Source organism: Rhizobium brockwellii (assembly GCF_000769405.2).
In the GTDB taxonomy this organism is placed as follows: Bacteria; Pseudomonadota; Alphaproteobacteria; order Rhizobiales; family Rhizobiaceae; genus Rhizobium; species Rhizobium brockwellii.
Map to the genome: position 1 here is coordinate 749524 of NZ_CP053439.1, position 14177 is coordinate 763700.

The following is a 14177-nucleotide window of genomic DNA, read 5'->3' on the forward strand; positions in this document are numbered from 1 at the left end:
AGTGTTTGTGGACGGCAGCCGCAAGTTCCTGCTCTTTTTGGCCGTAGCATCGTGTCAGGTGACGTTCGCGCCACGATTGGGTGCGGCAGACGACACCGTTACGATCGACAGCGGAATGCTGAAGGGTGAGAGATCAGGCACGGTCATCAGCTTCAAAGGCATACCCTATGCGGCGCCGCCGGTCGGTGATCTGAGATGGCGTAATCCCAGACCGATGAAGCCATGGAGCGGGACCAGGGATGCCCGCAATTTCGGTCCGTCCTGCATGCAGACGGACGACCTGCCGAAGTCAGAGGATTGTTTGACCCTCAATGTCTGGACACCCGTCAAGCGTGCCCGGACGCCGCTGCCGGTGATGGTTTGGATTTACGGCGGCGCTCTTGCCCATGGAAACACCCCTCAGTATCCCGGTGGCCAGCTGGCTGCCCGGAAAGTTGTGTTCGTCAGCATGAACTACCGCATGGGCCGGCTGGGTTATTTTGCCCATCCTGCACTTATGAAGGAAGCCCCTGACGAGCCCGTCGGCAACTATGGTTACATGGACCAGCTTGCAGCCTTGAAATGGGTCCAGCAAAATATCGAAGCCTTCGGCGGCGATCCGAAGAAAGTGACGATCTTCGGAGAGTCGGCAGGTGGCGGCTCGGTGATGGCGCACATGATATCGCCGTTGTCACGGGGGCTTTTCCGGGGCGCCATTCTACAGTCACCGGGTCTGCCTACCGCGCGTGCTGAGAGCACGCCTTTGTCTCCTTTAAAAGCAGCAGAGAAAACCGCGTTGGACTATGCGGCTTCTCTGGGAATCAACGGCAGCGATGCCGACGCTCTCACCGCCCTTCGGGCGCTGCCTGCGGAAAAGCTGACCGAAGGTGCATCGGCACAAGAGGTGCTGGCGGGAATGTCGACAGGCAAGCCCGTCATCGGCATCTCAGGCGCGATGATCGACGGACGGTTTTTGCTCGAAACGCCGGAAGCGGCTTTTGCGGCAGGCCGTCAAGCGCCGGTTCCCGTCATCGTCGGGGCAAATGATCGTGATCTCGGTCTTGGTCAGGCCGCGACGAAAGACGATCTCTTCGCACTATTCGGGAAGCATGCGGGCGAAGCCCGCACCCTTTACGATCCGACCGGCCAACAGACGCTCGCTGAGCTCAAGCAGCAGGTTCTGGCCGACAAGACGCTTGTCGAACCATCTCGCCACCTCGCTGACGAGATGATCCGCGCTGGTCAGCCGACGTGGTGGTATCGTTTCTCCTATGTCGCCGAGGCTCTCCGCAACGATCCGGCATGGAAAGGCACTCTGCACGGCTTCGAAATTCCATATACGCTCAACATTCCAAACGCACTTGTCAAAGATAAGGTGACACCTGCCGATTGGGCCATGGCCACATTGGCGAGTGACTACTGGGTCGAATTTGCAACGAAGGGTGACCCCAATGGCGGCTCCCGGCCAAAATGGCCTCACCACGACCCATCCGTCCACAGGGTCATCGACTTCACCAATCACGGCGTGACGTTCGGAGCAGATCCGCTGAAGCCGAGGCTCGACCTCTGGCAAAGCTATTGGCAGGAAAAGAAGTGACGGGTCGGTGCCTGTCGCTTAGCCCCGCCATCCGTAGGGCTCCAGTCCCGGCCGCAACAGACAGGCGCGCGTTCTCCACGTCCTCATGCTTTCAGCACTGAAAAGAACAGTAATCGCGGCTTGGTCGTGGTCGTCAGGCTCTGATAGGCCTGACGCTCATCCGGGTGGGCGCTCGCATGGTCTTCCATCCATGCGACCTCAAGCCCTAGTCAAGCAAACCACGGCTGACCAATTCGGTCTCGCATGTCCTCACGAGCGAGCCGGCCCGGACCCGCTACGACGTCGACTGAGAAGACCTTGGCGCTGTGGCGTTTCATCTAAGGGCGGTGATGGCTGGATGGGTTTTACCGATCGTAAAGCGCCAACTCCTCCGCGGTTGGCGGCTCGAACAGCTTCGACCACCGAAGCAGGTCCGCCCGCGAGATGTCGAACGTGCCGACTGGAAGCGCGGCGTTTCGCCGGGAGACCCGGTCCCAAAGCGCATCGAAGGGAACGTCGAGGAAGCAGAGGACGACGCGGGCACCCGCTGCGCGAGCTTCCTCCCGGCAGGTGTCGCGTTCTGCCCGTGACCACACGCCCCAATCCACGACAACGTTACACCGAAGCCTGATGGCACGCAGAGCGATCTGCCATTGCAGGCTCTCGACTCTGCCTCGGCACGGACCAGTTTCGGCTTCCGGAGTAGAGATGCCGGGGTAAAGCTTGTGCATCCAGTCGTCTCCGGTCAGACGGAGGGCAGATGCTTCATGTTCGATGATCTTGGCAAGCGACGTCTTCCCCGAACCGGGAAGACCGCAAGTGAGGTAGAGCGTTGGCATTGGAAAATCTCTGATTTTGGCTTGGCAAGTGGAAGTGGCCCCGCGGTGTCGTGCAGGACTGCGCTTCGCTCAAGGCCGCAAGGCGCGGCCAATCAGAGGTGTGTTGCCATGGTCTGTATTGTAGGAGCGCTCTGCTTGGGGGTCAAGACGGCGCGCACGGGGGAGCTCACAGGTGTGCGGCTCTTGAGATCGCACTCGGTCTGCTCGCCTTCGCTCTTGTCGCGTCCTTCGGACTCGAAGACCCGACGGCACAAAAAAAGACGCTCTCTTCGGGAATAGACACCGCCCTCAGGTGTCTACCCCGGATATAACAAGAAGGAAGACGTCGATGAACATCTGGTCCCACCGAAAGTCGACGGTCCTTGCGGCCGCGATCCTGGCCACAGCCGGAACATGTGCGGCATTCGCGCATGACCCGGTGCAGCACACACATCCGGCCAAGGCCGACTCTACAGAGGCTGCCTTTCTCGCCGAGAACAATACGGCCATGGACAAGATGATGGCGGACATGGAGGTCAAGCCGACCGGCGATGTCGATCGTGATTTCGTGGCGATGATGACGCCTCATCACCAGGGCGCGATCGATATGGCACTCGCCGTCCTGAAATACGGCAAGAACGAACAGCTTAAGCGTATCGCGCAAGAGATCATCGTGGATCAGCAGCAGGAGATTGCGGCAATGAAGCTTGCGATCGGCGATCCGCTTCCCCCATCCGACGCCGCCCCGACACAGGTCGCACCGGAGATTACCCCCGCCGAATCCATGCAGGGCATGGATCCAAACATGAAGATGTAATCCAAAGGTCTTCCAAATGAACATTCGGACATCGTTTGCCGCCAGCTTGTTCGCGGGCAGCATGCTTTTGCCTTTTTCCGCCTTGGCCGGCCAGGCTCCGGCAGCCGCTTCTGATCCAGATATCCCGATCAGCAGCAAGGACCGCGTCTATGCTGCCGAACAATTCTCCAACACCGTCTCGGTCAGCGATCCGTCGACCAATAAACTTCTTGGCGTCATCAAGCTGGGTGATCCGCAACCGGGCAACCTAAGCCCGCTCTACAAGGGCCAGGTTCTCGTCCACGGCATGGGCTTCTCGCCCGATCACAAGACTTTGGCAGTAGTGTCGATCGGCTCCAACTCAGTGACCTTCATCGACACGGCAACCAACATGGTCAAGCATACGACCTATGTCGGTCGTTCGCCCCACGAAGCCTTCTTCACCCCGGACGGCAGGGAAGTGTGGGTCACGGTTCGAGGCGAAGACTACATCTCCGTGATCGATGCCAGCACGTTTGAGGAGAAGACACAGATAAAGGTTCCGGCGGGACCCGGGATGCAGATCTTTTCGCCTGACGGGAAATACGGCTACATTTGCTCATCCTTCAATCCTGAAACTGTCGTCGTCTCGGTCGCCGACCACCAGATTGTCGGCCACGTGAAGCAGGAAAGCCCGTTCTGCCCCAACATCGCCGCTTCTCCTGATGGCAAGCAGGTCTGGTTTACGCTGAAGGATATCGGCAAGACGCAGGTCTTCAATGCAGAAGCGCCCTTCGACCTGATCAAAACCATCGACACCGGCCCGATCACCAACCACGTCAACCTCGTCACCAACAAGAACGGCAGCTTCGCCTACGTGACAGTCGGCGGACTGAACGAGGTCAAAGTGTTCCGCACCGATAATTTTGAGCAGGTCGCGACGATCCCGGTCGGCAATCTGCCGCATGGCATCTGGCCATCCGGCGACGGCAGCCGTGTCTATGTTGGCCTGGAAAATGCCGATCAGTTCGCGGTCGTCGACACCGTGACCAACAAGGTCATCGCCAATATCCCGATTGGTCAGGCACCGCAGGCGGTTGCCTATGTGCCGAACGCAGTTCCGGAAGGTGACGGCCTGCAGAACCTCGTGCCGCTCGGCAAGGCTGGCGAAGCCGCTCACCTTAAGCTCGCTGCGAAGGAGGAGAAGGACAAGACACCGTCTACCGTTTCGCTGTTCGATCAGGGCCTGACGCAGGTTCTGCAGGCCTCGGTCACCGGACTTGAGCCTAAAAAGGCCTATGTTCTGGCACTCTCTGACAAGCCAGATGGCAGTGGTCCGCTGGAAGGTCTGTCGAACTTCATGACCAACCCTGCGGGCTCGGCGATCGTCAACGCAGTCGGGCCGATCCGGCAGATCGTGGAGGCCAAGCATAAGGACGAGCGGCGTTTCCTCGTGGTTGCCTCGGTTGAAGACGGCAAGCCTGGCAAGGTCCTGCAGGTACAAGCTGCGGAATAGAGCGAACCGACGGCCCGCGATACAGCGGGCCGTCTCTCCGGAGGTCAGCATATGGATGACTTGCTTCTACAGGTAGAGCCGATGATCCCGGCCTTGAGGCGTTATGCCAGAGGTCTTGTGCGGGACATCGAAGCCGCCGATGATATCGTTCAGGACTGCCTGGAGAGGGTGGTTCTCAACTGGAGCCACCGGCGCGACGACAATCCGCGTTCGTGGGTGTTCGCCATCCTGCACAACCTGGGAGTCAACAGGCTCAGGCAGGATGCCCGGCGTGGCGGCTCCGTGCCAATCGAGGACGTTGCCGAGGCTACGGGCGCGCGTGCGGCGACGCAGGAGGATACGGTCTATGGCCATGAGGTGATGGCGGCGATCGAACGCCTGCCGCCGGATCAGCGCAGCATTCTGCTCCTGATCTCCGTCGAAGATCTTTCTTACGCGGAGGCTGCGAAGGTCTTGGAAATTCCGCTCGGCACCGTGATGTCGAGGTTGTCGCGGGCGCGGGAGCAGTTAAGGACGATCCTGGAAACAAAGCCGTCGGGAGCGTCAGCCGGTCGCCCCTATATCCGGAGGGTGAAATGACCGTGAGACCAATTACCGAAGACGACCTCCAGGCCTTTGTCGACAATGCGCTCGATGCGGAGCGGCATCGCGACGTGTCCGAATATCTGTTGGCGAACCCCGAGGCTGCCGCACGTGTCTCCTCCTACCGGACTCAAGCCGCAGCGTTGCGCTCGGCAATGGAACCTGTGGCGCGCGAGCCTGTGCCATCGAGGCTCAACCTCAAGACTATCATGGCAGCGCGCCCCGCTTCCCAGAGGCCACAATGGTTCCGGCTTGCTGCCGCTGCTGTCCTGATGCTTACCGTCGGCGCAACGGGCGGCTGGATCACCAGAGGCTACACGCTCCCATCGATGGAAGGTGTTGCTGCGCTCGCGCAGGAAGCTTCCGCGAGCTACAGCGTCTTCGCCCCCGACAGGCTTCGCCCCGTTGAAGTCAGGTTTGACGGCAGCGAGAATCTGCAGCAGTTTGCAGCCGCGACGCTCGGGCGCTCTGCCGCTATCCCAGATCTCAGCAAGTCGGGCTATCGCCTCATGGGCGGTCGCGTGATCCCGACGGCGCGCGGTCCTGGCTTCATGCTGATGTATGACAACGACAAGGGCAGCCGGATCGTCATGCTCGCGCGCCACATGACGGTGGATCAGGACAAGCCGATGGTCAAAAGCGGCAAGGACGACATCCGCGGCTGGAGCTGGGCAAAGAACGGCATGGGCTACAGCCTGGTTGGATCGTTGCCGTCAGAAGAGCTTCACCCGATCGCCGACGCAGTACGCTCGCAAGTCTAGCGCTTGAAACCCAAGTCAAGGGTGAGATCATGTCCCTCTGCCGCTTCCCTCAGATCGCGGCACGGGAAATCACGCTCGTAATATCTCGCCGCAGCTTCCTCGGCGCAGCCGCAGCAACTGCAATGGTCATTGCCGAGGGCGTTCCGGCTTCCGCCGCGGCACTTTCCGGCAAGCCTATACCAGGAAGGCGACATGCCGAGGTAAAGCATGTGCATCCAGTCGTCTCCGGTCAGACGAAGGGCAGATGCGTCATGTTCGATGATCCTGGCGAGCGACGTCTTCCCCGAACCGGGAAGACCGCAAGTGAGGTAGAGCGTCGGCATTGGAAAATCTCTGATTTTGGCTTGGCAAGTGGAAGTGGCCCCGCGGTGTCGTGCAGGACTGCGCTTCGCTCAAGGCCGCAAGGCGCGGCCAATCAGAGGTGTGTTGCCATGGTCTATCTTGTAGGAGTGCTCTGCTCGGGGGGCAAGACTGGGCGCATGGGGGAGCTCACAGGTGAGGTCGTCTAACCCACTGGCTGCTTTGTGGTCCCTCCAACATAAGCCGATTGTCAGCAGGCATCCGACCAAGGTCCCCATGGCGCCCTATAAGGTCTGAGGGCCGTTCACAGCGCCTGCCGCATGGGCGCATCTTGTCGCTGTGAGATGCCAACGGGCTTTCGCATCACCCTTCGACACTAGTCGAAACCCAACATGAGGAGCAATACAATGTCGGTAATCCAATACGCCCTGCGCTCGGCGATCGTGCTGACCATGCTGTCCCCCGGTATCCCGGCCAGCGCTGCCCTGAGCGGCAAGCTCGATAGCGCCGCAGGCACAACCCGCCTCGAGCAGCGCAACGACCTCGTTGCCAAGAAGGGCGCCGATGACAAGCCGGGCCACACCCGCCGCGGTCGTGGCCGTGACGACGGTCCAAACCATGCATTCCTGCCAAAGCTGGAAAAAACACAAGTCGCGCGCCGCGGCGCGGACGACAAGCCGGGGCATGTCCGCCACGGTCGAGGCACCGACGACCAGCCCGGCCACAACCGCCATGATCGCGGATCGGACGACGCAGCCGGCGATGATCACGGCGGTCACCGCAGCTGAGCCGAATGATCGATGCGGACAAGGACCCGCACCTGGTTTAATCCACCGGCGCAGCCCTTACGGGTGCGTCGGTGATCCGGTTGAAGCGTCATCCAGTGACACGGAGTAAACACGTTGGCGAATGATCTCAGATTTCATGGTGCCGCCTTTCGGGCCGCACTGCTGGCTGCCGGCCTAGCCCTGCTTCTGGCCGTGCCGCATGGCGCGTGGGCGAAGGACGGCGATTCCGGCGGCTCGGGTTCGGATCACTCGGGCTCCGATCATTCAGGCTCTGATGACTCAGGCTCCGGCGATTCAGGCTCTGGCGATTCAGGCTCAGGGGGGCATAGCTCAGGTGATGATGGATCCGATAATTCCGGCTCGTCCTCGCACAGCGGCAAGGGCAGCGGCGGCGACGATGCCAGCGATGACGGCGGCGGAAGCGACGATTCCGGGCGTGGCGGCAAGGGCAAGGACGGACAGGAGCGCCAGCATACTTATGACGGCGGCTGGCGTGCGCAGATCCGCAATGGCCGATACCAGGTGTTCGATCCGGCCGGCCGCGTCGTGATCAACCGCAAGGCGAGGGTGTCCGACTACAGGAAATTCTAGACCGCTTATGCCAAAGAGCGGTCACTCGCGGTGGCTGGCGTCCCGAAGCAGCATGGCGGCCTCCGTCCGGTTGCGGACGTTGAGCTTCTGCAGGATCCGGGTCATGTGGTGCTTGATCGTCTTTTCCTGCAGGTCGAGCCGCCGGGCAACTTCCTTGTTGCTGTTGCCGGCCGCGACCAGCTTGAGGATTTCCTCCTCGCGGCGCGTCAGGCTCGCCAGCATGTCCTGCGAGCTTTCGCCTTTCTCAATACCGTGAGCCACCGGCGCCACCGTGCGCAGTTCCGCCAGGATCCGTGCCGCGAGCGCCGGCGAAACATAGCTTTCCCCCGCGATCACGCCGCGGACCACCTCGATCAGCGTCGTGGCGGGAACCCCTTTCAGCACATAGCCGCGCGCCCCGGACCTGAGCGCCATCAGCACGTCCTCGTCGGCCTCGGAGGCCGTTAGCACCACGACCCTTGCGTCAGGTGACTGTTCGAGGATGAGGCGCAGGGCATGCAGTCCGCCGCCAGGCATCGAAAGATCAAGCAGGATGATGTCGGGGCTCAGCTCCCGGTCAAGCCGGATCGCCTCGTCGGCGGACGCGCCCTCGCCGCAGACCTCGAGATCCGATTGTTCCGAAAGGCTTATCGACACCCCTTCCCGGAACATCGGATGATCGTCGACGATGAGGATGCGGATGGCGTTTTCGGTCATTGTATTGTGTTCCCCGGCAGGCGCATCGTCAGGCGCGTGCCGTTTTGCGAGTTGAGGTCGAGCGTTCCGCCGAGACCGGCAATCCGTTCTTCAAGACCCAGAAGTCCCAGACCTTCACCGGCTGTGCGGCGGTCAAAACCCGGCCCCTTGTCGCTGACGGTGATCTCGATGCCGCTGCCCGCCGCCGAGGCCGTGACCTCCTGGCCGATGCCGGCGGCATGGCGGGCGGCATTGTTGAGGGTTTCCTGGACAAAACGGTAGGCGCAGATTTTTTCGGCTTTCGACAGGTCCGGCAGCACCGGATCGCAGGCGAAGGCGACCCGCGTTCCGGTTCGGCTTTCGTGGGCAGCGACGACGCGCTTAAGGACATCATCGACGCCGAGCCCATCCAGTTCCGGCAATGTCAGGCCGCGGCAGATATTGCGGATGTCGCGCATCGCATCGTCGAGCGCCCTCTTGACCCGTTCGCTGTCCTGATCGGACGATCCGGCGGGAAGGATCGATCGGAGCCGCAGTGACGCGAAAGCCAGCGATTGCGCCGGGCCGTCGTGAAGCTCCGCCGAGATGCGCCGCAGGTAGCGCTCGTTGAGGTCGGCGGTGCGATGGGTCGCCTGGTCGGCGCGGCGCCGCAGCGCCTGGTTCTGCGACAGCAGCGTCGACAGCGTCTCCACCTTCTCGTCGAGAGCCGCGCGCTGGCGGGTGATGAGACGGCTGCCGCGGGCGACGATGCCGAACAGCAGAGCGAGCATCGCCAGCGTCACCACGCCGACGACCAGCCAGCTCTGCAGCCGCGCACGGGTCAGTTCCGAGCGGAGGTCGACGCCGTTCTCGTAGAATTCGGCGATGCCGATGATGTCGCCGGACCAGGGCTCGCGGATCGGGCTATAGATTTCCAGCAGCGGGATGCCGCTCTGCCGTTCGACCTCATTCTCAGGACCTTCGAGCTCGTCGAATTCGGCATGGATTTGTCCGGCCTTCGCCGCCATCAGCCCGTCGGTCATCTCGAAACGCTTTCCGATCGCGCCGTCCTCATTGCTGAAGACAATCGTGCCATCGGGCTTCCAGATCTTGAAGGCAAACAGTTTTTCGCTGAGAACACCCTGGGACAGCGTCTCAGTGAGGGCGAGACGCGCGCCCTCGCCAAGCGTGTTGGATTTTGCCAGCTCCTGCGTCAGCGGCGCAATGATGCTGTCCACATAAAGCGCCGTTGCTGCTGCCGCATTGTGGATCAGGGATTCCTCGATGCGCCCACTGACCCAGAAGCCGATCGCCGACATCCCGAACAGAAGGACACCCGCCGCCGCCAGCACGAACTGGCGGGCAAGACTTATGCTTCCGGCCGGTGCCCGCACGTCCGCCGTGTCCACTTTGCTGTCCATGCCCGTTCATAGCGCGTTTTACCGGCCCAAAGAAGGCGGACCCTTGGCAGCCGGATAGGGACCAAAGTCCGATCAACCCTCCGACCGCCAGCCCGTGCGCTTCGCACTTTCAGTCTATCCAAACGGTTGAGCCCTGGACAATTTCGCTAACGACCTCACTAAACGTTGCCTCAAAGGAAACTTTTGTCTGTACGTTATGTTCGTCCGCTCTAAGCTTGCGCCAATCATCTGCACAAAACTCACCGTGCTGCAAAATTCCGCGACTTCCTTGTGAGATTTTGTGCCTCCCAAAATCAGTGCGAGCCCGCTTAGGGGTCGACAACGGCCTGTGCATATCGTCGAGCCCGACAACGCGTAGAACAGGCGGCGCAAAGCGGCCTTTTCTACGGTGTTCTGTCTCGCCGGCGAGATCCGCTCGCCGCCGAGTGGGCAAGCAGGTCCAGCAAGGGTGCTGCAAAAGGCAGTCGCCCGCCCTACGGCGTCACCGTCAGCCTGGCTTCCATCCCGGCTTCGTAGTGGCCCTTCATGTTGCAGAAGAGCAGATAGGTGCCCGGCGCCAGCCTGGTATTCAGCTTGCCGCTGGCGCCTGGCTTCAGATCGGAAACCTCGCCCAGGCTTTTCAGCTTCGATTCATCGACGCGGTTCTTGGCAGCGTTGAGCGGAATGGGCAGGTCCGGAGATTTCAGGCGAACGACGACCATTTCATGCTGCTCCGTCATTGCATCATTATGGACTGCGAAGGTCGCGGGGCCGGCTTTGACCGTTGGCGGGTCGAGCTTCAGCGACATCGCCCCGCCGCCTTCTCCATCTTCCGTGACATTGATCACGGTGGTGGCGGCAAAGCTTGCTCCAGCCGAGCAGGCGATGGCGGCTCCGGTAAAGAGGGGCAGCAGTCTGGCACGTGATTTCATCGTTGGTCTCCGTCGGGTTTGAGAGTGGGCGCTGGGCGGTTGCTCAAGCCAAGGGTCATCCGGCGCGGCACGCAGTGGTCGCTGTCGTCATCGAAGGCGCCGGGTTGTCGTTTCGATCGCGGGAAGGGAGGCGTCCACTGCGTGCCGCAAGAGAGCTGGTAGCGCGGCATTCTTACGCGCCCTTTGCCGGGACTATACCAATCCGTAAGAATGCTGCCCCGGCCGTTCGACCGCCGCACTTTACCAAAATGTATAGTTCCAGCGAGGTCCCGGTGAGGTTTGGAGCGCAGCTTGGCGCCATCATTGCCAAGTCGAGGTCAGCTCTCTCATGAACATGCGCGCCGCACCTGCCGCCCTTATGCCGGCCCTTCATCCGGTCAGCCTGCGGGTGAACACCTACCTGATCAATCTCGATCGTGCGCCATTGCGCCGGTTTCGAATGGAGCGCCTGCTGGCAAGCGTCGGCCTTGCCTTCGAGCGCGTGGCGGCGGTCGATGGGGCAGGGCTGAGCCTGCCGCATCCGGGCTTCGACGAAGTATCCTATCTCCGCCGGCACGGCCGCCGGCCGAACCCTTTCGAGATCGGCTGTTATCTCAGCCACGTCGAATGCGCCAAGCGGTTCCTCGGCAGCCATGCCGAGTTCGCGCTCATTCTGGAGGACGATCTCGATTTCGATGACGATCTGGCCGAGCTACTCGACGCTGCTCTCGAGCACCAGGCGCGCTGGGACATCCTGCGCCTGTCGACCGTCAATACCGGGCGAAAGCACAAGGTGGAGCCGCTGACCGCGTCGCGCTCGCTCGCCATTGCGCTCACCCGCGAGAAGGGGTCCGGCGCCTATCTGATCAACCGCAAGGCGGCGGGCTGGATTGCCGATGTGCTCGTCCCCATGCGCCTGCCCTATGATCTCGCCTTCGATCTGGAGTTCGATGATGGGCTTTGCGCCTGCTTCGTCGATCCGCTGCCGGTCAGCCAAAGGGCCGATCCCTGCTCCCAGATCCAGGCAGGGCTTTCGGCCTACCGGCTTGGCCGCCGCCGGCCGTGGAGCGTCCTGCCGTATCGCGCCGCCGCCGAGCTGCGCCGCTTTACGGCCCGCCTCAGCCGGCTCGCGGCATGGCGGATGAGAGGTTAGCATCACCCGCCGGCATCAGCGGGAAGCCGATCGAAACCACGAGGCCGGGATGATTGTCGGCCATGGTGATCTCAGCCGAATGCAGGTCGGCGATCGCCTTGACGAGGCTGAGACCGAGCCCGCTTCCCGGCGTCGCGCGGCTCTTGTCGAGCCGGTAGAGACGCCGGAAGACCTTCTCCCTTTCATCGGCGGGAATGCCGGGGCCGCTATCGGCGACCGAGACGATGGCGCGGCCGCCCTGGCAGCGGAGCGAAACCGTGATGCCGGTTCCGGCCGGGCAGTGGTTGATGGCGTTCTCCACCAGGTTGGCGATCATCTGCGTCAGGAGATCGCGGTCGCCCCGGATGAGCGCCGGACAGCGTTCCGCGATCGTCAACGCCATGTGCGCGTCTTCGGCGACATCGACATAGACCTCGGAAATCACGGCAAGCACGGCGTCGATATCGGTCGTCTGGAAACGCTCCTTGCGGGCACCGGCCTCGATCTGGGAAATGCGCAGCAGCGCCTCGAAGGTGGCGTTGATCCGGTCGCTCTCGTGTCTCGCTTCGTCAAGCAGCGCCGACACATCCGCCTGCTGGTCGTTTCCGGCCACCGCGGCATCCAGCGTCAGGCGCAGCCTGTTCAGCGGCGTCTTCAGATCGTGGGCGATATCGGCGCTCACCTGCCGCATGCTCTCGACCAGTCTCTGCAGCCGCTCCAGCGCCGCGTTGATCTGGATCGCCACCGTCTCGAGGTCGTCGCCGTTGCCGGTGATCGGAATGCGGGCGTCGAGCGCGCCGTGGGAGACATGGTTCATGGTATGGGCGACCCCGTCCAGCCGCGCCTGGGCCCGGAAGGCGAGGAAGACGCCGCCGCCGATCGCGGTCGCGACGACGATCGCGGCTGCCCATTCGAAGCTGACCAGCACGATCCGCAGCATCTCGTCGACATCGTTGAAATTTTCCGCCACCACCAGGCTGTTGGGGCCGATGGTCGACACCTGCATCCGGTAGCGCTCATGCCCCTTCAGCCCGACATCGCCCGAGGTGACGGTATAGACGCCGTCCGGGATGCGGGGCGCGGCGAAATTGCCGGCAAGCTTGCGCCCGCCGGCATCCGTCAGCGAATAAAGCCCGTCGGAGGTCGACTGGAAGCTCGCATAATTGTTCAGCGTATTGATCAGGTCCTCGGGATCATTGGGCTCGTAGGTCGAGACGATCAACGAATTCATTTCGCTGAGCGACTGTTCGAGATCGCGCACGAGGCCGAGCCGCAGCATGTGATAGATGATCGCGCCGCTCAGGATGAAGGCGACGACGAAGAGGACGCCGAAGGTCACGGCAAGCCGGAACGGCGTGCTCCTGCGCAGGCTAGATGCCGAAAAGTGTGCGCGGTTTTCGGACGACATCATGCTCTTATTCTTTAAATTGCAAACAGGATTTGAGATTTTCCTGTTCTAGAGCGGTTCAGCTTTTCACGGAAACGCAGAATCGCTCTAACTTTTTGTTTTTAAGCAATTCCGGACGGAAAACCGCTTCGCACTTTTCCTGGAATTGCTCTAGCGAGGCGCATGCAGGCTGTATCCGGTGTTGCGGACCGTATGCAGAAGCTGGGCCTGGAACGGCTTGTCGACCTTGGCCCTGAGGCGGCTGATATGGGTCTCGACGACGCTGGTCTTCGGATCGAAGTGGAAATCCCAGACCCGCTCCAGCAGCATCGTCTTGGTGATGACCCGGCCTTCACCGCGCATCAGCACTTCGAGCAGGGTGAATTCGCGCGGCTGCAGCTCGATCACCTGGCCGGCGCGGCGGGCCTCCCGCCGGATCAGATCGAGCTCGAGATCGGCAACCTTCAGCACCGTCCTCTGCTCCTGCACCGGCGGCCGGCGGCCAAGCGCATTGACGCGCGCCATAAGCTCGGAGAAGGCAAAGGGCTTGACGAGATAATCGTCGCCGCCTGCCTCCAGCCCTTCGACCCGATCGTCGACGCCGCCGATCGACGTCAGGAACAGCGCCGACGTGCCGACCTTGGCAGCCCTCAGTGAACGCACGATCGCCAAGCCATCGAGACCCGGCAGCATGCGATCGACGACGATGACGTCATAGGCCTCGCGCTGCGCCTGAAACAGCCCATCGCGGCCGTCGCCGAACACGTCACAGACATGCCCGGCCTCGGAAAAGCCCTTGGCGATATAATCGGACGTCTTGGTATCGTCTTCGATAAGCAGGATTCGCATCAGCCCGATCATTCCCGGCATGCCTGGATGGCGAGATTTAGCCGAGAGGACGGCGTGGCCACAACTTACGGATTGGTAAGGTGATGGGTGGTGTGGAAAACATGATGTCTAGGCCCATTGCGTCCTCTAGCGCATCGGCCCGAAAATATACGTAGATT

13 protein-coding genes and 2 pseudogenes are annotated in these 14177 nt (G+C 61.8%); 8 read left to right on the forward strand and 7 right to left on the reverse strand.

The genetic code is table 11. The annotated features are described in order from the left end of the window. Position 1: 1 nt before the first annotated feature. Positions 2 to 1576: a carboxylesterase/lipase family protein gene (locus RLCC275e_RS03750; RefSeq protein ID WP_033182783.1), complete on the forward strand. Its 1575-nt coding sequence runs from the start codon at positions 2 to 4 to the stop codon at positions 1574 to 1576. 313 nt (positions 1577 to 1889) lie between these two features. Here RLCC275e_RS03750 and RLCC275e_RS03755 read toward each other — a convergent pair. Next, positions 1890 to 2394, reverse strand: a pseudogene (locus tag RLCC275e_RS03755) (P-loop nucleotide/nucleoside kinase family protein). 328 nt (positions 2395 to 2722) lie between these two features. Between RLCC275e_RS03755 and RLCC275e_RS03760 the strand changes: the two are divergent. From RLCC275e_RS03760 to RLCC275e_RS03775, 4 genes are read left to right on the forward strand one after another with little or no spacing between them, the layout of a single operon-like run. Next, positions 2723 to 3190, forward strand: coding sequence for a DUF305 domain-containing protein (locus RLCC275e_RS03760; protein WP_033182785.1), 468 nt, complete (start codon positions 2723 to 2725; stop codon positions 3188 to 3190). A 16-nt stretch (positions 3191 to 3206) separates the two neighbouring features. Continuing rightward, positions 3207 to 4664 (forward strand): beta-propeller fold lactonase family protein, encoded by a 1458-nt coding sequence (locus RLCC275e_RS03765; protein ID WP_033182786.1) that lies wholly within the window; start codon positions 3207 to 3209, stop codon positions 4662 to 4664. A gap of 51 nt (positions 4665 to 4715) precedes the next feature. Next, positions 4716 to 5243: an RNA polymerase sigma factor gene (locus RLCC275e_RS03770; RefSeq protein ID WP_033182787.1), complete on the forward strand. Its 528-nt coding sequence runs from the start codon at positions 4716 to 4718 to the stop codon at positions 5241 to 5243. Continuing rightward, positions 5240 to 6007: an anti-sigma factor family protein gene (locus tag RLCC275e_RS03775; protein ID WP_033182788.1), complete on the forward strand. Its 768-nt coding sequence runs from the start codon at positions 5240 to 5242 to the stop codon at positions 6005 to 6007. Before RLCC275e_RS03770 ends, RLCC275e_RS03775 begins: the two co-directional genes overlap by 4 nt. A 152-nt stretch (positions 6008 to 6159) precedes the next feature. Here the strand turns inward: RLCC275e_RS03775 and RLCC275e_RS03780 are convergent. Further along, positions 6160 to 6330, reverse strand: a pseudogene (locus tag RLCC275e_RS03780) (P-loop nucleotide/nucleoside kinase family protein); the annotation flags it as partial. A 384-nt stretch (positions 6331 to 6714) separates the two neighbouring features. Here RLCC275e_RS03780 and RLCC275e_RS03785 point away from each other — a divergent pair. Then, positions 6715 to 7095 (forward strand): hypothetical protein, encoded by a 381-nt coding sequence (locus RLCC275e_RS03785; protein ID WP_033182790.1) that lies wholly within the window; start codon positions 6715 to 6717, stop codon positions 7093 to 7095. A gap of 114 nt (positions 7096 to 7209) precedes the next feature. Beyond that, positions 7210 to 7686 (forward strand): hypothetical protein, encoded by a 477-nt coding sequence (locus RLCC275e_RS03790; protein ID WP_050516830.1) that lies wholly within the window; start codon positions 7210 to 7212, stop codon positions 7684 to 7686. Between the two features lie 21 nt (positions 7687 to 7707). Here the strand turns inward: RLCC275e_RS03790 and RLCC275e_RS03795 are convergent, their stop codons facing one another. The 3 genes from RLCC275e_RS03795 to RLCC275e_RS03805 form a co-directional block, all read right to left on the reverse strand. Next, positions 7708 to 8382, reverse strand: a complete 675-nt coding sequence (locus RLCC275e_RS03795; protein WP_033182791.1) for a response regulator — start codon at positions 8380 to 8382, stop codon at positions 7708 to 7710. Next, positions 8379 to 9761 carry a sensor histidine kinase gene (locus RLCC275e_RS03800; RefSeq protein ID WP_050516831.1) on the reverse strand — a complete coding sequence of 461 codons (1383 nt, stop codon included), beginning with the start codon at positions 9759 to 9761 and terminating at the stop codon, positions 8379 to 8381. Before RLCC275e_RS03800 ends, RLCC275e_RS03795 begins: the two co-directional genes overlap by 4 nt. Positions 9762 to 10234: 473 nt before the next feature. Continuing rightward, entirely contained in the window at positions 10235 to 10672 is a 438-nt protein-coding gene (locus RLCC275e_RS03805; RefSeq protein WP_003557321.1) for a copper-binding protein, read from the reverse strand. A 328-nt stretch (positions 10673 to 11000) separates the two neighbouring features. On the opposite strand from RLCC275e_RS03805, the gene RLCC275e_RS03810 reads away from it, so the two are divergent. After that, complete coding sequence (locus tag RLCC275e_RS03810; protein ID WP_033182792.1) at positions 11001 to 11804, forward strand: glycosyltransferase family 25 protein; 804 nt, start codon at positions 11001 to 11003, stop codon at positions 11802 to 11804. Here RLCC275e_RS03810 and RLCC275e_RS03815 read toward each other — a convergent pair. Further along, positions 11770 to 13194 carry a HAMP domain-containing sensor histidine kinase gene (locus RLCC275e_RS03815; RefSeq protein ID WP_033182793.1) on the reverse strand — a complete coding sequence of 475 codons (1425 nt, stop codon included), beginning with the start codon at positions 13192 to 13194 and terminating at the stop codon, positions 11770 to 11772. The genes RLCC275e_RS03810 and RLCC275e_RS03815 overlap by 35 nt on opposite strands. Before the next feature lie 147 nt (positions 13195 to 13341). Next, positions 13342 to 14019: a winged helix-turn-helix domain-containing protein gene (locus RLCC275e_RS03820; RefSeq protein ID WP_027685636.1), complete on the reverse strand. Its 678-nt coding sequence runs from the start codon at positions 14017 to 14019 to the stop codon at positions 13342 to 13344. Between the last annotated feature and the right edge of the window lie 158 nt (positions 14020 to 14177).